The 21,499-nt window shown below is 76.5% G+C and carries 23 protein-coding genes; 17 read left to right on the forward strand and 6 right to left on the reverse strand.

Translation table 11 applies throughout. The features are described from left to right. Window positions 1-23 precede the first annotated feature (23 nt). Window positions 24-734, reverse strand: a complete 711-nt coding sequence (locus tag ACK586_RS01185; protein WP_409328627.1) for a hypothetical protein — start codon at window positions 732-734, stop codon at window positions 24-26. Window positions 735-1,055: 321 nt separating this feature from the next. Continuing rightward, on the reverse strand, window positions 1,056-2,447 hold the full coding sequence (gene nhaA, locus ACK586_RS01190; RefSeq protein ID WP_409328628.1) for a Na+/H+ antiporter NhaA: 1,392 nt from the start codon (window positions 2,445-2,447) through the stop codon (window positions 1,056-1,058). Between the two features lie 132 nt (window positions 2,448-2,579). Between nhaA and murD the strand changes: the two genes are divergently transcribed. The 11 genes from murD to ACK586_RS01245 all read left to right on the forward strand — a co-directional run bounded on the left by murD (window position 2,580) and on the right by ACK586_RS01245 (window position 11,997). Beyond that, window positions 2,580-3,953 (forward strand): UDP-N-acetylmuramoyl-L-alanine--D-glutamate ligase, encoded by a 1,374-nt coding sequence (gene murD / locus ACK586_RS01195; protein WP_409328629.1) that lies wholly within the window; start codon window positions 2,580-2,582, stop codon window positions 3,951-3,953. Next, on the forward strand, window positions 3,950-5,278 hold the full coding sequence (locus tag ACK586_RS01200) for a MurL-like N-terminal domain-containing (RefSeq protein ID WP_409328630.1): 1,329 nt from the start codon (window positions 3,950-3,952) through the stop codon (window positions 5,276-5,278). The genes murD and ACK586_RS01200 overlap by 4 nt, the downstream gene beginning before the upstream one ends. 48 nt (window positions 5,279-5,326) lie before the next feature. Then, the gene (locus tag ACK586_RS01205; protein WP_409328631.1) at window positions 5,327-6,166 is read left to right on the forward strand and encodes a glutamate cyclase domain-containing protein; all 840 of its coding nucleotides are present in this window, start codon (window positions 5,327-5,329) and stop codon (window positions 6,164-6,166) included. Window positions 6,167-6,219: 53 nt separating this feature from the next. Then, entirely contained in the window at window positions 6,220-6,678 is a 459-nt protein-coding gene (locus ACK586_RS01210; protein ID WP_409328632.1) for a Fur family transcriptional regulator, read from the forward strand. Between the two features lie 4 nt (window positions 6,679-6,682). After that, window positions 6,683-7,792, forward strand: a complete 1,110-nt coding sequence (ygfZ, locus tag ACK586_RS01215; RefSeq protein ID WP_409328633.1) for a CAF17-like 4Fe-4S cluster assembly/insertion protein YgfZ — start codon at window positions 6,683-6,685, stop codon at window positions 7,790-7,792. 97 nt (window positions 7,793-7,889) lie between these two features. Further along, window positions 7,890-8,600 carry a 3-keto-5-aminohexanoate cleavage protein gene (locus ACK586_RS01220; RefSeq protein ID WP_409328634.1) on the forward strand — a complete coding sequence of 237 codons (711 nt, stop codon included), beginning with the start codon at window positions 7,890-7,892 and terminating at the stop codon, window positions 8,598-8,600. Beyond that, window positions 8,597-9,151 (forward strand): RsiG family protein, encoded by a 555-nt coding sequence (locus ACK586_RS01225; RefSeq protein ID WP_409328635.1) that lies wholly within the window; start codon window positions 8,597-8,599, stop codon window positions 9,149-9,151. The genes ACK586_RS01220 and ACK586_RS01225 overlap by 4 nt, the downstream gene beginning before the upstream one ends. A gap of 9 nt (window positions 9,152-9,160) precedes the next feature. Next, complete coding sequence (locus ACK586_RS01230; RefSeq protein WP_409328636.1) at window positions 9,161-10,174, forward strand: asparaginase; 1,014 nt, start codon at window positions 9,161-9,163, stop codon at window positions 10,172-10,174. A 138-nt stretch (window positions 10,175-10,312) separates the two neighbouring features. After that, window positions 10,313-10,804, forward strand: coding sequence for a helix-turn-helix domain-containing protein (locus tag ACK586_RS01235; protein WP_409328637.1), 492 nt, complete (start codon window positions 10,313-10,315; stop codon window positions 10,802-10,804). After that, the gene (locus tag ACK586_RS01240) at window positions 10,801-11,556 is read left to right on the forward strand and encodes a hypothetical protein (RefSeq protein WP_409328638.1); all 756 of its coding nucleotides are present in this window, start codon (window positions 10,801-10,803) and stop codon (window positions 11,554-11,556) included. Before ACK586_RS01235 ends, ACK586_RS01240 begins: the two co-directional genes overlap by 4 nt. 156 nt (window positions 11,557-11,712) lie before the next feature. Then, a complete protein-coding gene (locus ACK586_RS01245) occupies window positions 11,713-11,997 on the forward strand; it encodes a DUF2516 family protein (protein WP_409328639.1) in 285 nt (94 codons plus the stop codon). Window positions 11,998-12,018: 21 nt separating this feature from the next. On the opposite strand, the gene ACK586_RS01250 is transcribed toward ACK586_RS01245, so the two are convergent. Both ACK586_RS01250 and ACK586_RS01255 read right to left on the reverse strand, forming a co-directional pair. After that, window positions 12,019-12,882, reverse strand: a complete 864-nt coding sequence (locus tag ACK586_RS01250; RefSeq protein ID WP_409328640.1) for a spermidine synthase — start codon at window positions 12,880-12,882, stop codon at window positions 12,019-12,021. Next, the gene (locus ACK586_RS01255; RefSeq protein ID WP_409328641.1) at window positions 12,879-13,754 is read right to left on the reverse strand and encodes a class I SAM-dependent methyltransferase; all 876 of its coding nucleotides are present in this window, start codon (window positions 13,752-13,754) and stop codon (window positions 12,879-12,881) included. Before ACK586_RS01255 ends, ACK586_RS01250 begins: the two co-directional genes overlap by 4 nt. Before the next feature lie 34 nt (window positions 13,755-13,788). Here ACK586_RS01255 and ACK586_RS01260 point away from each other — a divergent pair, with 34 nt between their 5' ends. Next, on the forward strand, window positions 13,789-14,814 hold the full coding sequence (locus tag ACK586_RS01260; RefSeq protein WP_409328642.1) for a UDP-N-acetylmuramate dehydrogenase: 1,026 nt from the start codon (window positions 13,789-13,791) through the stop codon (window positions 14,812-14,814). Window positions 14,815-14,884: 70 nt separating this feature from the next. Here ACK586_RS01260 and ACK586_RS01265 read toward each other — a convergent pair whose 3' ends face one another. Continuing rightward, window positions 14,885-15,655 (reverse strand): SDR family oxidoreductase, encoded by a 771-nt coding sequence (locus tag ACK586_RS01265; protein ID WP_409328643.1) that lies wholly within the window; start codon window positions 15,653-15,655, stop codon window positions 14,885-14,887. Between the two features lie 106 nt (window positions 15,656-15,761). Here ACK586_RS01265 and mshA point away from each other — a divergent pair, with 106 nt between their 5' ends. Genes mshA through ACK586_RS01280 form a run of 3 tightly spaced genes read left to right on the forward strand, consistent with a single transcriptional unit; the run spans window position 15,762 to window position 18,431 of the window. Continuing rightward, the gene (gene mshA, locus ACK586_RS01270; RefSeq protein ID WP_409328644.1) at window positions 15,762-17,084 is read left to right on the forward strand and encodes a D-inositol-3-phosphate glycosyltransferase; all 1,323 of its coding nucleotides are present in this window, start codon (window positions 15,762-15,764) and stop codon (window positions 17,082-17,084) included. Further along, window positions 17,081-17,635 (forward strand): YbjN domain-containing protein, encoded by a 555-nt coding sequence (locus ACK586_RS01275; RefSeq protein WP_409328645.1) that lies wholly within the window; start codon window positions 17,081-17,083, stop codon window positions 17,633-17,635. The genes mshA and ACK586_RS01275 overlap by 4 nt, the downstream gene beginning before the upstream one ends. Before the next feature lie 46 nt (window positions 17,636-17,681). Continuing rightward, window positions 17,682-18,431 carry a phosphoglyceromutase gene (locus ACK586_RS01280; RefSeq protein WP_409328646.1) on the forward strand — a complete coding sequence of 250 codons (750 nt, stop codon included), beginning with the start codon at window positions 17,682-17,684 and terminating at the stop codon, window positions 18,429-18,431. Between the two features lie 78 nt (window positions 18,432-18,509). Here the strand turns inward: ACK586_RS01280 and phoU are convergent, their stop codons facing one another. After that, on the reverse strand, window positions 18,510-19,169 hold the full coding sequence (gene phoU, locus ACK586_RS01285) for a phosphate signaling complex protein PhoU (RefSeq protein WP_409328647.1): 660 nt from the start codon (window positions 19,167-19,169) through the stop codon (window positions 18,510-18,512). 225 nt (window positions 19,170-19,394) lie between these two features. On the opposite strand from phoU, the gene ACK586_RS01290 reads away from it, so the two are divergent. Beyond that, window positions 19,395-20,660: a sensor histidine kinase gene (locus tag ACK586_RS01290; protein ID WP_409328648.1), complete on the forward strand. Its 1,266-nt coding sequence runs from the start codon at window positions 19,395-19,397 to the stop codon at window positions 20,658-20,660. Next, window positions 20,657-21,337, forward strand: coding sequence for a winged helix-turn-helix domain-containing protein (locus tag ACK586_RS01295; RefSeq protein ID WP_409328649.1), 681 nt, complete (start codon window positions 20,657-20,659; stop codon window positions 21,335-21,337). Before ACK586_RS01290 ends, ACK586_RS01295 begins: the two co-directional genes overlap by 4 nt. Window positions 21,338-21,499 lie beyond the last annotated feature (162 nt).

Here is a 21,499-nt window from a genome sequence, read left to right on the forward strand (position 1 = left end):
CCGCCGAAGTGGCCACTTCGGCGTCAGGAGCGGGGGGCGACGGGGTTGACGGTGTCGGCGGCGTAGCCCACGGGATCGCCGGGCCGCGCCGGGTGCACCTCCAGCCGGGAGGACAGCAGCGCGTCGACCAGCTCGGCCGGGCCGGCGACGTAGGTGCTCATCAGCTCGGGGTCGGTGGCCACGCACCACGCCCGGTCGGCCGGCCACCACAGCGCCGGGCTCTGCTCCTGCGGCTCCGGTGCGACGTTGGCCGACGCCAGCGTGATCGGGCCGCTCACCAGCAGCAGCTCGCACGCGGGCAGCGCCAGGTGCGGTCCGGCTAGGCCCTCCTCGTCGCACACGCCGAAGAAGCAGCGGTCCGGGGTGGTCGTGTGGGCGGTCAGCAGCGCCGCGAGCTCGACCGCCACGTGCGCCGGCAGGTGGCCGGGCGCGGGGGTGTCGTTCCAGAGGTCGGGCTGGTCGTCCTCGCCGACGTAGTCCCAGGAGCCGGTGATGCCCGGCCACTGCATGAGCCGGTGCGCCGTCGTCCCGTTGTACGCGGCCACCTCGTCCCAGCGGACGTCGACGTCGTCGTCGCCGTCGTAGCGGACGGCGGGGTGCAGCACGCGCGCGTGCGCGGGGAGGGACGCCGGCACGAGCGCGCCGACGGTGCCGCGAGGGGCGCGGCGCACCGCGTCGGCGAGCCACGCCGCGGGGGAGAGGTCGGTCTCGAGGGGCCGCCCGGCCACGTGCACGGCCCGGAACCTACCCGGAGAACGGACAACCCCCGGGCTGCTCCGCGGCGCCGGGCCCTCGACGAGGGGGGCTGCACGCGGGCCGACTGGACAACGGTCGGCGGCCCGGGGGTCGGGTGACTGTCCGGTTGTCGCTCGCCGCCGTACGACGGACGGGCGATCATGCCGTCGTTCGGATTCCACTCCGAACGGGCGGCCCATCTGGACGGCGGCTAGCGGACAGCCACCTCACGAGTCCTGTAAGCATGCAAGTTACGGACCACCTCCCTTCTCGTGTACCTCGACGGTACGACGCCGGAAGGGGGTCGGCAACGAGCTTTTTCAGCCCTCGGCGGAACCGCCCACGGTGCGCCCGGGCGGCGGCGCGCCCCGCCAGTCGGGGTCGTGCTCGGCGCGGTCGTCGACGGTCTCCACCTGGTAGACGTCCGGGATGCCGTCGGCGTCGCGGTCGACCCGCTCCTCCTCGAACATCTGCCGGTAGCGGCGGTTGCGCAGCCGCAGCAGCACCGCGGCCACCGCGGCCGCCACGACGGTCCCGACCAGGATGCCGACCTTGGCGTGGTCGTAGGTCGGCGAGCCCAGGCCGTAGGCGAGCTCGGTGATGAGCAGCGACACCGTGAAGCCCATCCCGCCGAGCAGTGCCAGCCCGATGACGTCGGCCCAGCCCAGGTTCTCGTCGAGCTGGGCCCGGGTGAACCGGGCCACGAGCCAGGTGGCCGCCGTGATGCCGATCGCCTTGCCGGCGACCAGGCCCACCACGATGCCCAGGGCGACGCTGTCGGTGACCGAGGCGCCCAGACCGGAGAGCCCGCCGATCGTCACGCCGGCGGAGAAGAAGGCGAAGACGGGGACGGCGACCCCGGCCGAGATCGGCCGGATCCGGTGCTCGAAGTGCTCCGCCAGTCCCGGGCCGGCGCCGGGGCCGCCCGCGGCCTCGCTGCGCACCACGGGCACGGTGAAGGCCAGCAGGACGCCGGCCACCGTCGCGTGGACGCCGGACTCGTGCATGAGCACCCACGTGACCGCGGCCAGCGGCAGCAGCAGCCACCAGGAGCGGATCCGCTTCTGCACGAGGAAGCCGAAGACGGCCAGCGGGACGAACGACAGCAGCAGCGGGGTGACCGCGAGGTCGGCCGTGTAGAAGATCGCGATCACCATGATCGCCAGCAGGTCGTCGACCACGGCCAGCGTCAGCAGGAAGGTGCGCAGCGCGCTCGGCAGGTGGGTGCTGATGACGGCGAGGACGGCGAGGGCGAAGGCGATGTCCGTGGCCGACGGGATGGCCCACCCCTGCAGCGCCCCGTCGTCGCGGCCCAGGTTGAACAGCACGAAGATCAGGGCGGGCACCGCCATGCCGCCCACCGCCGCGGCGATCGGCAGCGCCGCCCGGCGGGGGTCGCGCAGGTCGCCGGCCACGAACTCGCGCTTGAGCTCGAGCCCGGCCACGAAGAAGAAGACGGCGAGCAGCCCGTCGGCGGCCCAGGTGCCCAGCGTCAGGTCCAGGTGCAGCGCGTGCGGGCCGACCCGGGTGTCGCGCAGCGTCTCGTAGGCCGCCGACCAGGGCGAGTTGGCCCAGACCAGGGCGATCAGGGCGGCGACGAGCAGGAGGACGCCGCCGACGGTCTCCTTGCGCAGGACCTGGGCGATCCGCTGCGTCTCCGGCCAGGTCCCCCGGGAGAGGACCGGCGGGGTTCGGGACGCGCTGCTGGGCACGGAGCCGCTCCAAGGAGAAGGGTCGGGTGGGAGGCCGCCGACCAGACTTCCCGGCACACCGCGCAGGAGCGTACCCGCGGTGCACCGTCCTCGTGGCCGGGCGTCGGCGCGCGGCTCCGTAGAGTGGGACACGTGGAGCCGGCCCCCGCAGCACCCCCGCGGGAGCGCTCCGTCCGGCTCGCGGACCTCGCCGGGCTGCGGGTCGGCGTCTGGGGTCACGGCCGCGAGGGGCAGGCCGCCGTCCGGGCCGCGCTGGGCGCCGGGGCGGCGGGCGTGCTCGTCGTCGACAGCCGCCCGGTGGACCCGGCGGCGCTGCCGCCCGGGGCCGTCGCGTCCGCCGACGTCGCCGACCTGGCCGGCTGCGAGGTCGTCTTCCGGTCGCCGGGCATCAGCCCGTACCGCGACGAGGCCCGCCGGCTCGCCGAGCGCACCTGCGTGACCACCGGCACCGGCGTCGCGCTGGCCGAGTTCGCCGACCGCGCCGTCCCCACGCTCTGCGTCACCGGCACCAAGGGGAAGAGCACGACCAGCGCGCTGGCCGCGGCGGCGCTGCGGGCCGCCGGCCGCCCGGCGGTGCACGCCGGCAACATCGGCACCCCGCTGCTCGACGTGCTGCTCGACGGGACGGCCGAGGGAGCCGCGCTCGTCGTCGAGATCTCCAGCTACCAGGCGGCCGCCGTGCCGGACTTCGCCGGCGCGGGCGCGGTCACCTCGCTGGCGCCCGAGCACCTGGACTGGCACGGCGACGTGGCCACCTACTACCGCGACAAGCTGCGCGTCTTCTCCGCCTGCCCGCCGGGCTCGGTGGTGGTGGCGCCGCAGGCGCGCGCGCTGGTGCAGCGCCACCTGGACCCGGCGCAGTTGGCCGACCCGGACGACCTGGTGCCCGCGGAGCTGGCCGCGGCGCTGCGGCCGGAGCACCTGCTCGGCGAGCACAACCTCGGCAACGCGCGGCTGGCGCTGGCCGGGTGCGCGCTGCTCGGCCTGGACCTCGCCGCGCACGCCGGTCCGCTCGCCGCCGCCGTCGGCGCCTTCCGCGCGCTGCCGCACCGGCTCTCGCCGGTGGCCCGCCGGGGCGAGGTGACCTTCGTCGACGACACGTTGAGCACCACCCCGGTCTCGGTGCTCGCCGCGCTCGACGCGCTGGCCGGGCGGCCGGTGACGCTCGTCGCCGGCGGGCAGGACCGCGGCCTGGACTACCGGGGGCTGGCCGAGGCGTTGGTCGCCCGCAGCGGCACCGTCACGCTGGTGACCGTCCCCGACACCGGCGCCCGGCTGGCCGCCGACGTCAGGGCGGCCGGCGGGGGGGTCGCCGTGCACGAGACGGCGTCGCTGGAGGAGGCCGTCGCCACGGCGGTCGCGACGGCGGTCGCCGGCGGCGTCGTCCTGCTCTCGCCCGGCGCCCCCAGCTACAACCGCTTCCGCAACTACGAGGAGCTGGCCGCCCGGTTCACCGAGCTCGTGCTCGCCGCCGGGGCGACCGCCCTCCCAGGAGCCGCCCGATGACCGTCCCGCCCTTCGAGATCACCGACCGCACCCTCGACGTCACCACCGGGGAGGCCGCGTTCACCTACCGGCTCGGCGACGACGAGTTCACCGAGCGGCTGACGCTGGACCCGGCGCTGCTGCGCGACACCGCGCCCGGACGGCCCGACCCCGCACTGGACGCGGCCCTCGACCTGGTGCACCTGGTCATGGGCACCAGCTACTACAAGCTCGCCGCGCCCGGCCGGGTCGTGGTGCGCCGACCGGTGACCAAGGCGGGGCTCGCCGTCGCCGAGGCCGCCTACGGTCCGGGGCTCGGGGAGTTCGCCGCGGTCAACCGGCTGCCGCTGCCGCACGCCGTCCGGTGGGACGTCGAGGTGGTCGACCCGCCCGCGGCGGCGGCCCCGGGCGGGCGGGGCGCGCTGCTGCCGGTCGGTGGCGGCAAGGACTCCGCGCTGGCCCTCGTCGTCGTCCCGGACGGCACCGCGCTGGCGGTCAACCCGACCGACGCGCAGCGCGACGTCGCCCGGGCGGCCGGTGCCCCGCTGCTGGGTGTGCGGCGGCGGCTGGACCCGCTGATGATCCGGCGGACGCAGGAGGGCGGGCTCAACGGCCACGTGCCGGTGACCGCGATCAACTCGGCGATCTCCACGCTGGTCGCCGTCCTCGGCGGGTACGACCCGGTCGTCTTCGCCAACGAGCGCTCCGCCGACGAGGAGACCCTCTCGGTCGACGGTGTTCCGGTGAACCACCAGTACTCGAAGTCCTACGAGTTCGAGCGGTTGTTCGCCGCGGCCGCCGCCGAGGTCGGGGTGGGCTACTTCAGCCTCACCCGGCAGCTGTCCGAGCTGGCCACGGTGGCCGCGGTCGCCGCGCTGCCGCTGCGCGAGCACATCTTGTCGTGCAACCGCTCCTACACCCAGCGGCACATGGGTGGGGAGGCGGCGCAGCGCTGGTGCCTGCACTGCGACAAGTGCCTGTTCACCTTCCTGGTGTTCGCCGTGTTCCTCACCCCGGCCGAGGCACAGCGGATGTTCGGCGGCAACCCGCTGGCCGACCCCTCGCTGGTCGACGGCTTCCGGGTCCTGTGGGCCACCGACAAGCCCTTCGACTGCGTGGGGGAGCGGGCGGAGAGCGCCGCCGCCCTCGCCCACCTCGCCGGCACCCGTTCCTGGGGCGGCCAGCCGGTCGTGCAGGAGCTGGGGGAGGAGGCCGCCGCCTTCGCCGCCGCCACCGGCTCGACGGTCGCCGGGTTCCTCCCGCCGCGCGGCGGGCACGCCGTCCCCGAGCGGTACTCGGCGGTGCTGCAGCAGGTCCTGGCCGACGCCCGGACCCCGGTGGAGTAGCCGCTGGACGCGCTGGAGCGGGCCCTGCTGCGCACCGGCGCGCGCGAGGTGGCGGCGCTCGGGGCAGCCGTTCCCGGCCAGCTCGGCCGGCTGGCGGCGGTCCTCGCCGGCGCCGCCACCGCCGGCCGGCGGATCGGGCTGGTCACCGGCGTGCACATCGCCTGGGCGCCGCGGCCGGCGGCCGAGACCGACGGGCCCGTGGGCGCCGCCGTCCTCGCCCGCGCGCTGACCCTGCTCGGTGGCGCGCCGGTCGTGCTGACCGATGCGTGGTGCGGCCCGGTGGTCGACGCGTGCCTGGCCGCGGTCGGGTGTCCCGCCGCCGTCGTCCTGCCCCGCACGGCCGGCGAGGACGACGTCCGCGCCGCCGTGCACGCCCTCGACCTCGCCGCGCTGGTCGCCGTCGAGCGCCTCGGGCCCAACCGGCACGGCCGGGTGATGACGATGCGCGCGGTCGACATCACCGCCTCCACCGCACCGCTGCACGCCGCCTTCGCCCTCCCCGGCCTGCTCACGGGCGCGGTGGGCGACGGCGGCAACGAGATCGGCATGGGCAACGTGCCGCTGGACGTCGTCGCCGCCGCCGTCCCGCACGGCAGCGAGATCGCCTGCCGCACCCCAGTCGGTGCGCTCGTCGTCGCCGGCACCTCGAACTGGGGCTGCTACGGGCTGGTCGCCGCGCTCGCCCGCGCCGTGCCCGACCGGGGGGACGGGCTCCGGGCGCTGCTGGACCCGGCCCTGGACCTCGCCCTGCTGGACGCCGCCTCGGGGGCCGGCGGCATCGACGGCGTCACCGGCGAGCCGGGGCCGACCGTGGACGGCGTGCCGGCCGCCGCCTACGCCGGCCTGCTCGCCGACCTGGCCGCGCTGTCCCGGGGCGAGGACCGCTGAACCCCGTCGCGAGCCCGGGGCGGGATCCCGCCCGGGGGCCATACAGTCGACGCGTGGACGGACCCACCGCTGCGGAGGACGCGCCGCTGGCCGAGCGGCTGCGTGCCCGCGGCATGCGCCTGACCACCCAGCGCAAGCAGGTGCTCGCCGCCGTCGCCGCCCTCGAGCACGCCACGCCGGAGGCCATCGGAGCCCGGCTGCGCGAGCAGGCCGGGCCGGACGGCGCGGCGCCCGACACCTCGACCGTGTACCGCAACCTCGAGGTGCTCGAGCGGCTGGGCCTGGTGTGGCACACCCACCTGGGCAAGGGCGCGCCGGTCTACCACGCCTTCGAGCACCCGCACCTGCACGTGGTCTGCCAGTCCTGCGGCGCGATCGACTCCGCCGATCCGCACCTGCTCGACGCCGCCGCGGAACGTCTGGCCGCCGAGCTGGGTTTCACCTTGGACATCGGGCACGTCGCGCTCTCCGGGACGTGCCGGTCGTGCCGCGAGCGTGGGAACGAGGACTGATCGAGTGACCGCTTCACCCCTGCTGTCCCGACCGGGGGCCGTCGCCGTCGACAGCGGGGCGGTGGCCGGCCACTATGGCGACCCGCTGCGGGAGCAGCGGCTGCTCGCGCAGGGCGCCGGGCTGGTCGACCGCAGCGACCGCGACGTCCTCACCGTCGGCGGAGCCGACCGGCTGAGCTGGCTGCACAGCCTGCTCAGCCAGCACGTGGAGCAGCTGGCCGACCGCACCGGCACCGAGGCCCTGGTCCTGTCACCGAACGGGCACGTCGAGCACCACCTGGTGGTCGCCGAGCTCGATGGCGCCGTCCGGGTGGACGTGGAGCCCGGCACCGGCGAGGCGCTGCAGACCTTCCTCGACCGGATGCGCTTCATGCTCCGGGTCGAGCCGGCGCTGGTCACCGACGCGTGGGCGGTGCTCACGCTCGTGGGCCCGCGCGGGGACGACGTCCTCGCCGCCGCGGGGCTCCCCGTGCCGGCCGCCCCCTACGCCGTCGAGCCGCTGCCCGACGGCGGCTGGGCCCGCCGCATGCCACCGATCGGGGACGGCGCGCCGGTCGTCGACCTGGTCGTGCCCCGCGCGCGGGTCGACGCCGCCGCCGACGCCCTGCTGGCCGCCGGCGCCGGGCTGGCCGGGCTCGACGCCCACGAGGCGTTGCGGGTCGAGGCCCGCCGTCCCCGGCTCGGTGCCGACACCGACCACCGCACCATCCCGAACGAGGTGGAGTGGCTGCGCACCGCCGTCCACCTGCAGAAGGGCTGCTACCGGGGGCAGGAGACGGTGGCCCGGGTGCACAACCTGGGCCGGCCGCCCCGCCGGCTGGTCCTGCTGCACCTGGACGGCGTCAGCGAGGACCTGCCCGCGCCCGGTTCGCCGGTGCAGCTCGGCGCGCGGGAGGTCGGCCGGGCCGGGACCGTCGTCCGCCACCACGAGCTCGGCGTCGTCGCGCTGGCGCTGGTCAAGCAGTCGGTCGCGGCGGACGCCGAGCTGACCGTCGGCGGGTCCCGCGCGTCGATCGACCCCGACGACGTCCCGGCGGCCCTCGACGCGGGACAGGCCGTGGCCCGGGAGCGGGTGAGGGCGGTCCGGTCTGCGACCATTCCTCCTCGAGCGTGACGCGCGGGCGAGCACCGCAGCGGGCGCCGGCGAGCGAGGAGCGGCAGCGAGTGCGGAACCGAGGGGGAGCGGCGTGACCTCGGGGACCGTTGTGACCGTGGCGCCCGCCGCGGCGGCGCCGGACGAGCTGGCCGCGACCGCGCGCGACTGCCAGGCCGTGGGCGCCTCGGTGGTGGTGCTGCCGCCGCTGGCCCCGGCGGCGGCGCGCGAGGCCGTGGCGGCGCTGCGCGAGGAGACCGACCTGCTGGTGCAGGCCGCGGACCCGGCGCTCGGCGCCGACCTCGTCGTCCTCCCCTCCGGCGCGCCGGAGCCGCGGCTGGCCGAGCTCGCCGCGGAGCTGGCCCGCTGCGGCGGGACGCCGGTCCTCGAGGCGGGCACGCTCGCCGATCTCGCCGTCCTCCCGGAGCTGGCCGCCCGGACGGGCGCCGCCGGCGTCCACGTCAGCCTGGTCCTGGGCGCCGCCGGAGGGCTGCCGGGCACGCTGCCGGCCCTCGCGGCCTGCCTCGAGCGGCTGCCGGCCGGCGTGTCCTGGACCGCCGCGGGCCTGGGCGGCGCGGCCCTGCCGGTGCTGCTGGCCGCCCTGTCGGCCGGCGGCCACGTGCGGGCCGGTGCCGCCGACGGCCCGCCGGAGGCCGGTGACCCGGCGCGGGCCGACCTGCAGCTGGTGGCCCGGGCGGCCGGGCTCGCCCGCATCGCCCAGCGGCCGCCGCTGTCGCCGGACGCGGCCCGCACCCTGCTCCTCGGCCCGCCCGCCGGGTCGCCCGCGCCCCGATCCGCCCCCGACCCGACGTCCGTGGAGATCCGATGACCCAGCACCCGCCTGCCGGCGGCGCCGCCGTCGACGCGCTGCTCGACCCCGGCTTCCTCGACTCCGCCGTCGGGAGCCCCATGGCCGAGGTGCGCCGGCTGCGGCGCCGGGCCGAGCAGGAGGAGGTCAACCTCTCCTACACGCGGCGGTTGCTGCAGGGCCGGCTCGACATCGTCCGGCGGGAGCTCCAGCGCCGGGCCGAGCACGACGGCCGGTCGCTGGTCGACCTGCTGCCGGAGATCCTCGCCGAGAAGGGGCGGGGGCCCGCGCACGGTCTCGGCCGGCACCAGACCGTGCAGCCGGCTGCGCCCGACGCGTACGAGACCTGGGTGAACGCCCTCACGCCGGGGGTCGATCTGCTGGCGATCGGCGAGCTGCCCGACGCCGTCCTGGAGGAGGCCGCCCGCGCGCTCGCCGCGGCCGAGGGGTCGCTGTCGGAACGCCGGCGGGGCGTCCAGCAGGTCATGGACGGCCTGGCCGGCGAGCTCGCCCGCCGCTACCGCAACGGCGAGGCCGACGTCGCCGCGCTGCTCGCCGACGAAGGGCGGTAGGAGGACCCCGTGCCCCCCACCACTCGCCCCGCTCGCGGCGGGCCGCTGCACGAGGGCCGGAGGTGGCCGGACAACCCGGTCCTCGTGGAGGTGTGGCGGTCGGGGTTCCTCGAGTCGGTGCACCGCGGGGCGCTCGTCGTCCTCTCGGCCGACGGGGACGTCGTCTCCTGCGCGGGGGACGTCGACCGGCCGGTGCTGCCCCGCTCCTCGAACAAGCCCGTGCAGGCCACGACCTACCTCGACGCCGGCTGGGCGCCGCGGTCGGCCGCCGAGCTCGCCATCGCGGCCGGCTCGCACTCCGGCGAGGACGGCCACCGCGACCTGGCGGCCGGGATCCTCGCGGCCGCTGGGCTGACGGCGGCCGCACTGGGCTGCCCGCCGGCGCTGCCCTCCGACGAGCCGACCCGCGCCCGGTGGCTCGTCGCCGGGCGCGCGGCCGACCGGCTGGCCATGAACTGCTCGGGCAAGCACGCCGCGATGCTCGCCGCCTGCGTCGCCGCCGGGTGGCCGACCGACGGGTACCTGCACCGGGACCACCCGCTGCAGCAGGCGATCGAGGCGCGGCTGGGCGAGGCGGCCGGGGAGCCGGTGACCGCTGTCGTCGTCGACGGCTGCGGCGCCCCGCAGCACGCGCTGTCGCTTCCCGGGCTGGCCCGGGGGGTGCTGTCGCTGGTCCGGGGCGGCGAGGGCAGCGCCGGCCGTCGGGTGGCCGACGCCATGCGCGCCGAGCCGTGGCACGTCGCCGGCACCCGCCGGGAGGACACCGACCTGATGGCCGCCGTCCCCGGCCTGCTGGTGAAGGGAGGGGCGGACGGCGTGCACGTGGCCGCGCTGCCCGGCCGCGGCGCGGTCGCCCTCAAGCTGGACGACGGGGGCGACCGCGGGCGCGCACCCGCGCTCGCCGCGGCGCTGCGCCGCCTCGGGGTCCCGGCCGACGCCCTGGCGCCCTGGCGGGTGACGCCGGTGACCGGTGGGGACGGCGTCGTCGGCGAGGTGCGGGCGGCGGCGGTCCTGACCGGCTGACCCGGCGAGATCTGCACACTCGTCGGCATCAGCCCCTGATGCCGACGAGTGTGCAGATCTCGGCACGTGACGAGCGTCATCCCCAGGTGCTAGCTCCTCCGCTTGCAGGAGCTAGCAGGGGCGGATACCGTCGTGGACGTGCAGACACCGAGCGAGTTCGTCCGCGGGCAGGTGTCCACCGTGCGCGACAAGGTGGACCAGCTCGCGGGCAGCGTCGCGGAGACGGTGGCCGCCTCGAAGACGGAGGTCACGGCCACCGGCTCGCAGGTCGGGGACTTCATCCGGGAGCAGCGCAACGCCGCCCGGGTGTCGCTCCGGGAGCTCGCCCGCACCGCAGGGGTGAGCAACCCCTACCTCTCGCAGGTGGAGCGGGGTCTGCGCAAGCCGTCGGCGGAGATCCTCGCGGCCATCGCCAAGGGCCTGCGGATCTCGGCCGAGACCCTGTACGAGCAGGCCGGCATCCTCGACCGCCGGTCGGGCAACCCGGACACGGTCGCCGCCATCCGCGCCGACGAGGCGCTCTCGGAGCGGCACCGGGCCGTTCTCCTGGAGCTCTACGAGACCTACGTCCGCGAGCACGCCGCCAGCCAGAAGACCCCCACCCCTGACCCCACGGAGGAGTCGGCATGACCACCACCACCGAGACCCTGAAGACCTACGGCGAGAAGGCCCTGGAGGCCTACAAGACCCAGCTGCTGGCGACCATCGGCGCCGGTGACCTGGCCGTCGAGCGCGCCCGCGCCGTGGTCGGCCAGCTGCGCAGCCGCGCCGAGGCCCTGCCCGGCGAGGCCCAGGTCCAGGCCGACCTGGCCGCCAAGGAGGCCCGCACCCGCGCCGAGCAGGCCGCCGAGCGCGCCCGCGGCGCCGTGCAGACCGCCCGCACCAGCGCCGTCCACTTCGGCGAGTTCGTGAAGCCGGAGACCGTCCGCGCCACCGTGACCGGGCTGGTCGAGACCGCCCGCACCCAGGCCGTCAGCACGCTGGAGACGCTGGCCGAGCGCGGCGCCACCGTCGTCGACGAGCTGCGTCGCCAGCCGGCCTTCCGCAAGGTCGTCGGCCGCGCCGAGCGCGCCGTCGACGCCGTCGAGGACACCCTCGAGGACGTGCTCGCCGACGGCGCCGAGACCGTCGCCGAGGCGTCGGACACGGTGACCTCGGTCGCGCAGAAGACCGCCGCGAAGGCGACCAAGGCCGCCGCCAAGGCCGAGGCCGCCGTCGACGAGGCCGCCGACTCCGCCAAGGCCGGCCTCGAGGCCGCCGAGGAGCCCGCCGCCAAGCCGGCGCGCAAGCGGACCACCCCGGCCCGCGGCCGGGCCGCCAGCACCACCTCGGCCCGCGTGACCCGCACCCGCCCGGCGAAGAAGGCCGACCCCTCGGCGTGACGCGCTGACCCCCGGCCTCCGGCCGGGACACGACCAGGGCCCCGGAGCTGCACCTGCGCTCCGGGGCCCTGTCGCGCCCGCGGACCGGTCCGCCCGGGCGGTGCGACTGCCTCGCCGCGGCCGCACCCGGGCCTGCGGCGCGGGTACGCTCCCGTCATGGAGTTCCAGGGCCTCGTGTACGTCGCGGTGTACTACGGGACGCTCGCGCTCACGGTCTGGGCCCTCGTCGACGCCGTCATCCGGCCGGCGCCGGGCTACGTCGCCGCCGGCAAGCTCACCAAGCCGGCCTGGGTGGGCATCACCGCCGTCGCCACGCTGGTGCTGTTCCTCATGGGCCCGATGACGTTCCTCGGGCTGCCCGCGGTCATCGCCGCCGTCGTGTACCTGGTCGACGTGCGCCCGGCGGTCCGCGGCCTGCGCCGCGACAACTCCGGCTGGTAGGCCGACCCCTCCGGTCCGCGCTCAGCGGGTGAAGACCCCGGGCGGCGGCTCGGGCGAGGGCGCTGCGTCGGCGTCGGTCACCGGCCGGGCGTCGCCGGTGAAGCGGTCGAGGTCGTCGCCCTCCACCACCCGCGCCGGCATCGGGTCCCCGGCGCAGCGCCGGGTCAGCGCGGCCACCGGCAACGGCGCGTCGGACGCCACCGCCACCAGGTTGCCGAAGCGGCGGCCGCGGAAGGTGCCCGGCTCGGCGACCAGGCAGACCTCGGCGAACACCGCGCGCAGCGTCGCCACCTGGGCGCGCGCGAAGCGCAGCGGCGGCCCGTCGGCGATGTTGGCCACGTACACACCGTCCGGCCGCAGCACCCGGTGGACGTCGGTGGTGAACTCCGCGGTGGTCAGGTGTGCCGGCGTGCGCGCTCCGGCGAACACGTCGCACACGACGACGTCGCTGCCGCCGGTGTGCGCGGCGGCCAGGCCCGCGCGGGCGTCGGCGGCGCGGACCCGCACCCGGGCGCCGCGCGGCAGCGGCAGGTGCGCCCGGACCAGCTCGGTCAGCGGCTCGTCGACCTCGACCACCCGCTGCCGCGAGCCCGGCCGGGTCACCGCGACGTAGCGGGCCAGCGTCAGCGCGCCGCCGCCCAGGTGCAGGACGTCGAGCGGCGCGCCCTCGGGGGCGGCGGTGTCGAGCACGTGCCCCATCCGCCGCACGTACTCGAACTCCAGGTGGGTCGGGTCGGCGAGGTCGACGTGGGACTGCGGGGTGTCGTCGACGAGCAGCACCCAGGACCCGTCCCGGTCGGCGTCGCCGAGCAGTTCCGCGACGCCCCCCGCCACCGCGACCCGGCCCGGTGGCGGCGGCGGCGGCCCGGCGGACCGGCGGCTCATCCGGAGGTCCGCGGCGCGACGGCCGGCCAGCGGACGGTGAGCTCGCCGTCCCGCCAGCGGCGCGTCGCACCGATCAGCGGCCAGCCGGAGTCGGCCAGGCCCTGCGCGGCCGCCACCCACCGCTGCCGCGGCCCGAAGGCCGACAGCCCCGCCGCGGCGGCCCAGGCGGCGTCGAAGGCACGCAGGAAGTCGTGCACCGGCTCACCGGGGACGTTGTGGTGGATGAGGGCCTTGGGCAGCCGCTCGGCGAGGTCCGAGGGGCGTTCCAGGTCGGCCACGCGCGCGGAGAGGGTCAGCGTCAGCGGACCGCCGGCGTCCAGCGCCACCCAGGCCGAGCGCCGTCCCCACTCGTCGCAGGTCCCCTCCACCAGCAGCCCACCGGGTGCCAGCGCGGCGCACATGGTCGTCCAGGCGCGGGCGGCCGACTCCTCGTCGTACTGGCGCAGCACGTTGAAGGCGCGGACGACCACCGGGCGCAGGCCGGCCAGCTCGAAGCCGCCCAGCCGGAAGTCCAGCCGCGGGGGGTCGCGGTCGCCGGCCACCGCGGCGACCCGTTCCGGGTCGATCTCCAGGCCGACGACCTGCAGTCCGGGCACCCGGGGCGCCAGCCGCTCGGCCAGCTCGACGGTGGTGACCGACGAGGCGCCGTAGCCCAGGTCGACCACGAGCGGGACGGCGGCGTCGCGCAGCCGGGGCACCTGGGTGGCGACCAGCCAGCGGTCGACCCGGCGCAACCGGTTGGCGTTCGTGGTGCCGCGGGTGGGCAGGCCGAGTGCGCGGGCCCGGCCGGCGGCCAGCCGCGGCCCGGCCTTGCGCGGGGCGCCCGGCAGGACGGCGCGGCGCTTGTGGTCGCCGCCGCTCGCCTCGTTCACCGGTCCGGAGGGTAGTCGCGGTTAGCGTGGGCGCGTGCAGGTCCGCTCCGACGTCCCCCTCGCCACGCTCACCACCCTCGGGGTCGGCGGGCCGGCCGCGCGGCTGGTCGAGGTCGCCGACGCCGCCGAGCTCGTCTCCGCGGTGCGCGACGCCGACGAGGCCGGCCGCCCGCTGCTGCTGCTCGGCGGCGGCTCGAACGTCGTGGCGCCGGACGAGGGCTGGGCCGGGGACGTCGTCCTGGTGCGCTCCCGCGGGGTCCGGCGCCGCGACGTCGAGGGCGGCGCCGAGCTGGTCGTGCAGGCCGGCGAGCCGTGGGAGGACCTGGTGGCGCACACCGTCGGTGCGGGCCTGGCCGGCATCGAGGCGCTGGCCGGCATCCCCGGCTCGACCGGTGCGACGCCGGTGCAGAACGTCGGGGCCTACGGCCAGGAGGTCGCCCAGGTCGTCACCACCGTGCGGGTGTGGGACCGCGTCGAGGGCCGCGAGCGGACGTTCGGCAACGCCGAGTGCGGCTTCGCCTACCGCGACAGCCGGTTCAAGCGGGAGCCGGGCCGGTTCGTCGTCCTCACCGTCGGGTTCGCGCTGACGCCGTCGGAGGTGTCCCGGCCGGTCGGGTACGCCGAGCTCGCCCGCGCGCTGGGCGTCGAGCTGGGGCGGACGGCGCCGCTGGCCGCCGTCCGCGAGGCCGTGCTCGGGCTGCGCCGCGGCAAGGGCATGGTCTGGGACCCGGCCGACCCCGACACCCGCAGCGCCGGCTCGTTCTTCACCAACCCGGTGGTGCCCGCCGCGCGTGCCGTCGAGGGCTGCCCCAGCTGGCCGGCCGGCGAGGGCCGGGTGAAGCTGTCCGCCGCGTGGCTGGTGCAGTCGGCGGGCTACGGCCGGGGCACCCGCCGCGGCCGGGTGGGCACCTCGCCGCGGCACAGCCTCGCGCTCACCACCGAGCCCGGCGCGACCGCTGCCGAGCTGCTCGCGTTCGCCGCGGAGGTCGTCGCCGCCGTCGAGGAGCGTTTCGGCGTGCGGCTCGAGCAGGAACCGACGGCCGTCGCACCGCCCGCCTGACCTCGACGAGATCTGCACACTCGTCGCCATCAGCCCCTGATGGCGACGAGTGTGCAGATCTCGCGGATGGCTACGCCTCGCGGTGGACCTTGTGCTGCGCGGCCTGCGCCCGCGGCCGGACGACGAGCAGGTCGACGTTCACGTGGTGCGGGCGGGTGAGCGCCCAGGCGATGCAGTCGGCGACGTCCTCGGCGACCAGCGGCTCGCGCACCCCCCGATACACCGCCGCGGCGGCCTCGGCCGAGCCCGTGCGGTTGAGCGCGAACTCGTCGGTGCGCACCATCCCCGGCGCGATCTCGATCACCCGGATCGGCTCGCCGACCAGCTCCAGCCGCAGCGTCCCGGCCAGCGTGTGCACCCCGTGCTTGGCGGCGGTGTAGGAGGCCCCGCCCTCGTAGCTGACCAGGCCGGCGGTCGACCCGACGAACAGGACGTCGCCCGCGCCGGAGGCCCGCAGCGCCGGCAGCAGCGCCTTGGTGAGCCGGACCGTGCCGAGCACGTTGACGTCGAACGAGCGCTGCCACGAGTCCAGGTCGGCCTCGGCGACCGGCTTGGCGTCGAAGGCGCCGCCGGCGTTGTTGACCAGGACGTCGACCCGGTCCAGGCCGGCGACGAAGGCGTCGACCGACGCCGGGTCGGTCACGTCCAGCGGCAGCGCCCGCGCGCCGATCCGGTCGGCGAGCGCGGTGAGCCGGTCGAGCCGGCGGGCGCCGAGGACGACGTCGAAGCCCTCGGCGGCCAGGCGCTCGGCGGTCGCGGCGCCGATCCCGCTGGAGGCGCCGGTGACGACGGCGGTGCGACCGGAGCCGGGCGATTCGGCTGCGTGTGACGGACCGGACATGCCCTCATCCTGGCCCTGTTGCAGGATGGGAGGCCGACAGGGGTGTCCCGCCGGACCCCCGCGAGCGAGATCTGCGTCGTCGGGTCCGGGCAGGGAGGTCCTCCGCGTGGTCGCCCGCCTGCACGCCCCGGGCCCGCCGCAGCGGGTGGCCACGCTCTCGGTGCACACCAGCCCGCTGGACCAGCCCGGTGCCGGCGACGCCGGCGGCATGAACGTCTACATCGTCGAGGTCTCCCGCCGGCTGGCCGCCCGCGGCATCGCCGTCGACGTCTTCACCCGCGCGACCTCCAGCGACCTGCCGCCGGTCGTCGAGATGGCTCCCGGGGTGCTGGTCCGCCACGTCACCGCCGGGCCGTTCGAGGGGCTGGGCAAGGAGGAGCTGCCGGGGCAGCTGTGCGCCTTCACCGCCGCGGTGCTGCGCGAGGAGGCCCAGCACGAGCCCGGGCACTACGACGTCGTCCACTCGCACTACTGGCTGTCCGGGCAGGTGGGCTGGCTCGCCCGGGACCGCTGGAGCGTGCCGCTGATCCACAGCGCGCACACCCTCGCGAAGGTGAAGAACGCGGCGCTGGCCGCCGGTGACCGGCCCGAGCCGCGCGCCCGGGTCATCGGCGAGGAGCAGGTGGTCGCCGAGGCCGACCGGCTGATCGCCAACACCGAGGACGAGGCCCGCCAGCTCGTGGAGCACTACGGCGCCGACCCGGGGCGCACGCTCGTCGTGCCGCCGGGCGTCGACCTCGACCGGTTCCGGCCCGCCGACCGCGCCGCCGCCCGCCGGTCGGTCGGCCTGCCGGAGGACGCCGTCGTGCTGCTCTTCGTCGGCCGCATCCAGCCGCTGAAGGGACCGGACCTGCTGCTGGAGACCGCGGCGCGGATGCTCGCCGACGACCCGGGGCTGCGCGGCCGGCTGCGGGTCGAGGTCGTCGGTGCGCCCAGCGGTTCGGGCCTGGAGGCGCCGCGGCAGCTGCAGGAGCTGGCCGTCTCGCTCGGCATCGCCGACGCGGTGCGGTTCCTCCCGCCGCAGCCGCCCGACCGGCTCGCCGAGCACTACCGGGCCGCCGACGTCGCCGTCGTCCCGAGCCACAACGAGTCCTTCGGCCTGGTCGCCCTCGAGGCCCAGGCGTGCGGCACGCCCGTGGTCGCCGCGGCGGTGGGCGGCCTGCGGACGGCCGTCCGCGACGGCCTCTCCGGGGTGCTCGTCGACGGCCGCGATCCCGCGGACTACGCCGCCGCGGTCGGCGCGGTGCTCGGCCGCCGGGAGCTGCTCTCGGCCGGGGCCCGCCGGCACGCGGCTGCCTTCTCCTGGGACCGCACGGCCGACTCCCTGGTCGAGGCCTACACGTCCGCGGCCGCGGAGATGGCCGGCGTCGCGCGCCGCCGCCGCGGCGGCGGGCTGCGGGCGGTCGCGGGTGCCCAGGTGGCACGGTGAGCCCGGCGGACGGCGGCGCGGCCCGGCGCGGCGTCGAGGAGCTCGACGCGGTCATCGACGCGACGCTGCGGGACAACGAACTGGTGCACGAGCACCCGGCGCCGGGGAACTGGCTGGTCGACCTGCCGGGCACCAAGAAGCTCAAGACCGTCTGCGGGTTGATCGTGGGCGAGCACTCGCTGCGGGTGGAGGCCTTCGTCTGCCGCCAGCCCGACGAGAACCGCGAGCAGCTGTGGACCTACCTGCTGCAGCACAACGCGCGCATGTACGCGGTGGCGTACTCCATCGACGCCGTCGGTGACGTGTACCTCACCGGGCGCCTGCCGCACGCGGCGGTGACCCCCGCGGAGCTGGACCGGGTCCTCGGCGCCGTCCTCAGCTACGCCGACGACCACTTCAACACCATGCTCGAGATCGGCTTCGGCACCTCGATCAAGCGGGAGTGGGAGTGGCGGGTCCGGCGCGGGGAGTCGCTGCGCAACCTCGAGGCGTTCGCCGACTTCGCCGATCCGGAGCGGCGCACGCGTCCGGGCCAGGCCCCCGGCTCCTGACCCGGGGTGCTGCAGCGTGGTCCCGGCCGTCGGGCAGGATGGGCCCGTGACCGGGACCCTCGTGCTGCTCCGCCACGGCGAGAGCGAGTGGAACAAGGCCAACCTCTTCACCGGCTGGGTCGACGTGCCCCTGTCCGAGAAGGGTCGCGCGGAGGCCGCCCGGGGCGGTGAGCTCCTCGTCGAGGCGGGCCTGCTGCCCGACGTCGTGCACACCTCGGTGCTCAAGCGGGCGATCAGCACCGCCGAGCTGGCCCTCGCCGCCGCCGACCGGCAGTGGATCCCGGTGAAGCGCTCGTGGCGGCTGAACGAGCGGCACTACGGCGCGCTGCAGGGCAAGGACAAGGCGGCCACGCTCGCCGAGTACGGCGAGGAGCAGTTCACGATCTGGCGGCGGTCGTACAGCACGCCGCCGCCGCCGATCGAGCCGGGCAGCGAGTACAGCCAGGACGGCGACGCGCGCTACGCGATGCTCCCGCCGGAGGTCCGGCCGGCCACCGAGTGCCTGGCCGACGTCGTCGTCCGGATGCTGCCGTACTGGTACGACGCCGTCGTCCCGGACCTGCGGGCCGGTCTCACCGTGCTCGTCGCCGCCCACGGCAACAGCCTGCGGGCGCTGGTGAAGCACCTCGACGGCATGGGCGAGGACGAGGTCGTCGGCCTCAACATCCCGACCGGCGTGCCGCTGCGCTACGACCTCGACGACGACCTGCGCCCGACCGAGCCGGGCGGGCGGTACCTGGACCCCGAGGCCGCGGCCGCAGCCATCGAGGCCGTCCGGAACCAGGGCAAGAAGTAGCGGCCTGCTCCTGCGGTTCCTCCCGTGCTCCTGCGGTGCCGTGACACCGCAGCAGCACGAGGAACACCGCAGGAGCGGTCAGCCGACCGAGTTGCGCAGCTCCATCTCGCCGGTCACCAGGAACACGACGCGGCGGGCGACGCTGACCGCGTGGTCGGCGAAGCGCTCGTAGTAGCGGCCGAGCAGGGTGATGTCGATGGCCTGCTCCATGCCGTGCGGCCAGCTGTCGGCCAGCAGCTCGGCGAACAGCTGCCGGTGCACCCGGTCCATCAGGTCGTCCTCGGCCTCGAGCCGGCCGGCGGCCTCGACGTCGAGCTTGGCGATGACGGTCGCGGTCTTGCTCACCAGGCTCTCGGCGATGTGGCCGGCCTCGAGGAACAGCGGCCGCACCTCCTGCGGCACCGCGGGGTCGGGGAAGCGCATGCGCGCGACCTTGGCGACGTGCACGGCGAGATCGCCCATGCGCTCGAGGTCGGCGACGATCCGCATGGCCGCGGTGACGGTGCGCAGGTCGGTGGCCACCGGCTGCTGCTGGGCCAGCAGCGTGAAGCAGCGCTGCTCGATGCTCTCCCGGACCTGGTCGATGTGCTCGTCGCCGGCGATCACGCGGTCGGCGAGGGCGACGTCGGCGTCGAGGAGGGCCGTGGTGGCCGTGCTCATCGCCGAACCCACCGAGTTCGCCATCTCGACCAGGCAGGAGTTGATGTCCTCGAGTTCCTCGCGGTAGTGCTCGCGCACGAGCGGTCCCTCCTCGTCGGCCCACGTCGGAACCGGGCGGTCTGGGCGCGTGCCGGTTGCTCCGGCGCTCGCCGCTTGGTTCCCGAGGGTAGGCCCGGCTCCCCGACGTCGCCCGGCCCCCAGGGTGAACGCGGGGACTCCGGGCGGTGAACAGTCCCGGCGCGGCGTCGTGGCGCCACTCGCACGGGGGATGACGCGGGGCGCGCCCGGCCTAGCATCGGCCGCGTGAGCCCGCTGGTCGCCCTCGTGACCGGCCTCGTCGTGGGTGCAGTCCTCGTCGCGGCCGTCGTCGTGACGCGCCGTCGCCTGGCCGAGGAACCGGTGCGGGTGCAGGCGGACCCGACGATCGAGCAGCTCCTCTCGCGCCGGCTGGTCGACCTGATGGACCCCGCGGTCGTCGTCCTGGACGTGGACGAGTCCGTCGTCCTGGCCAACCCCGCCGCCCGCGCGCTGGGGATCGTCCGCGGCACCCGCCTGCTCGTCCCCGAGCTGCTGCGCGTCGCTCGGGAGGTCCGCGACGGCGGCAGCCGCCGGGCCGACGTCTCCCTGCCCGGGGACCTGGTCGGCGGCGGGCCGCGGCTGGTCGGGGCGCACGGCGTCCGCCTGGAGAGCGGGCCGGCCCCGGCCCCCGGCCCGGTGGCCCTCGTGCTGCAGGACGTGACCGAGACCCGCCGGGTCGAGGAGGTCCGCCGGGACTTCGTCGCCAACGTCGGGCACGAGCTCAAGACGCCGGTCGGGGCGCTGGCCCTGCTCGCCGAGGCGGTGCAGGACGCGGCCGACGACCCGGAGACGGTGCAGCGGTTCGCCGCGCGGATGGCGCACGAGGCCGACCGGCTCGCCCGGCTGGTGCGCGAGCTCATCGACCTCTCCCGCCTGCAGGGTGGCGAGCCGCTGCCCGATCTGGTCCCCGTCGACGTCGACACGGTGCTGCACGAGGCGGCCGACCGCACCAACCTGGCCGCCGCGGCCAAGCGGATCGACATCGTCGTGGGCGGCGAGCGCGGCCTCGTGGTCAAGGGGGTGGAGGCGCAGCTGGCGACGGCGGTCACCAACCTGCTGGCCAACGCCGTCACCTACAGCCCGGAGGACACCCGGATCGCCGTGGCCGCCCGGGCGCGCTCGGGCTTCGCGGAGATCGCCGTGACCGACAGCGGGATCGGCATCCCGCGCGAGGACCGCTCCCGGGTGTTCGAGCGCTTCTACCGGGTGGACCAGTCCCGCGCCTCCAGCACCGGCGGCACCGGCCTCGGGCTCGCGATCGTCAAGCACGTGGCCAGCAACCACGGCGGGTCCGTCAGCGTGTGGAGCGAGGAGGGCCTCGGGTCCACCTTCACCCTGCGGATCCCCCTGGCGGCCGCCCCCGGCAGCGCGGTCGGCGAGGGAGCCTCCCCCGACGCGCCGCACGCCGCACCCTCTCCCGGGGCCACCGGCCCCGGTCTCCCCTCGTCCGCCGTCTCCCGTGTCGGCGGACCCACGGAAGGACGGTCATGACCCGGGTGCTCGTGGTGGAGGACGAGGAGTCCTTCTCCGACGCGTTGTCCTACATGCTGCGGCGGGAGGGCTTCGACGCGGTCGTCGCGTCCACCGGACCCCAGGCGCTGGACGAGTTCGACCGGCAGGGGGCGGACATCGTCCTGCTCGATCTGATGCTGCCGGGCCTGCCCGGCACCGAGGTGTGCCGGACGCTGCGCAGCCGCAGCAACGTCCCGATCATCATGCTCACGGCCAAGGACGGGGAGATCGACAAGGTCGTCGGCCTGGAGCTGGGTGCCGACGACTACGTCACCAAGCCCTACTCCGCCCGCGAGCTCGTCGCCCGCATCCGCGCGGTGCTGCGCCGCCGCGGCGAGCCCGAGGCCGTCGCCGACGGCGCGCTCGAGGCCGGTCCGGTGCGCATGGATGTCGACCGGCACGTCGTCTCCGTGGACGGGCAACCGGTCTCCCTGCCGCTCAAGGAGTTCGACCTGCTCGAGCTGCTGCTGCGCAACGCCGGCCGGGTGCTGACCCGGGCCCAGCTCATCGACCGCATCTGGGGGTCGGACTACGTCGGCGACACCAAGACGCTCGACGTCCACGTCAAGCGGCTGCGGGCGAAGATCGAGCCGGACCCGGCCAACCCCGAGCACCTGGTGACCGTCCGCGGCCTCGGCTACAAGTTCGAGGCGTAGCTGTGCACATCGTCGGCCTCCGGCCGACACGGCGGCCAGGTGCCGTGCCCCTGCTGCGCTGAGCCTCGGGGGGGGGGGGGGGGGGGGGGGGGGGGGGGGGGGGGGGGGGCGCGGGGGGGGGGGGGGGCGCGGGGGGGGGGGGGGCGGGCGCGGGGGGGGCGG

Source organism: Trujillonella humicola, from assembly GCF_046233715.1.
GTDB classification, from domain to species: domain Bacteria; phylum Actinomycetota; class Actinomycetes; order Mycobacteriales; family Geodermatophilaceae; genus Trujillonella; species Trujillonella humicola.

Excerpts from the sequence above, each read along its gene's own strand:
- ACK586_RS01200 (WP_409328630.1), top strand. The coding sequence starts at position 3,950 with ATGACCGTCCCGCCCTTCGAGATCACCGACCGCACCCTCGACGTCACC.
- ACK586_RS01225 (WP_409328635.1), top strand. The coding sequence starts at position 8,597 with ATGACCCAGCACCCGCCTGCCGGCGGCGCCGCCGTCGACGCGCTGCTC.
- ACK586_RS01240 (WP_409328638.1), top strand. The coding sequence starts at position 10,801 with ATGACCACCACCACCGAGACCCTGAAGACCTACGGCGAGAAGGCCCTG.
- ACK586_RS01245 (WP_409328639.1), top strand. The coding sequence starts at position 11,713 with ATGGAGTTCCAGGGCCTCGTGTACGTCGCGGTGTACTACGGGACGCTC.
- ACK586_RS01250 (WP_409328640.1), bottom strand. The coding sequence starts at position 12,882 with ATGAGCCGCCGGTCCGCCGGGCCGCCGCCGCCGCCACCGGGCCGGGTC.
- ACK586_RS01265 (WP_409328643.1), bottom strand. The coding sequence starts at position 15,655 with ATGTCCGGTCCGTCACACGCAGCCGAATCGCCCGGCTCCGGTCGCACC.
- ACK586_RS01295 (WP_409328649.1), top strand. The coding sequence starts at position 20,657 with ATGACCCGGGTGCTCGTGGTGGAGGACGAGGAGTCCTTCTCCGACGCG.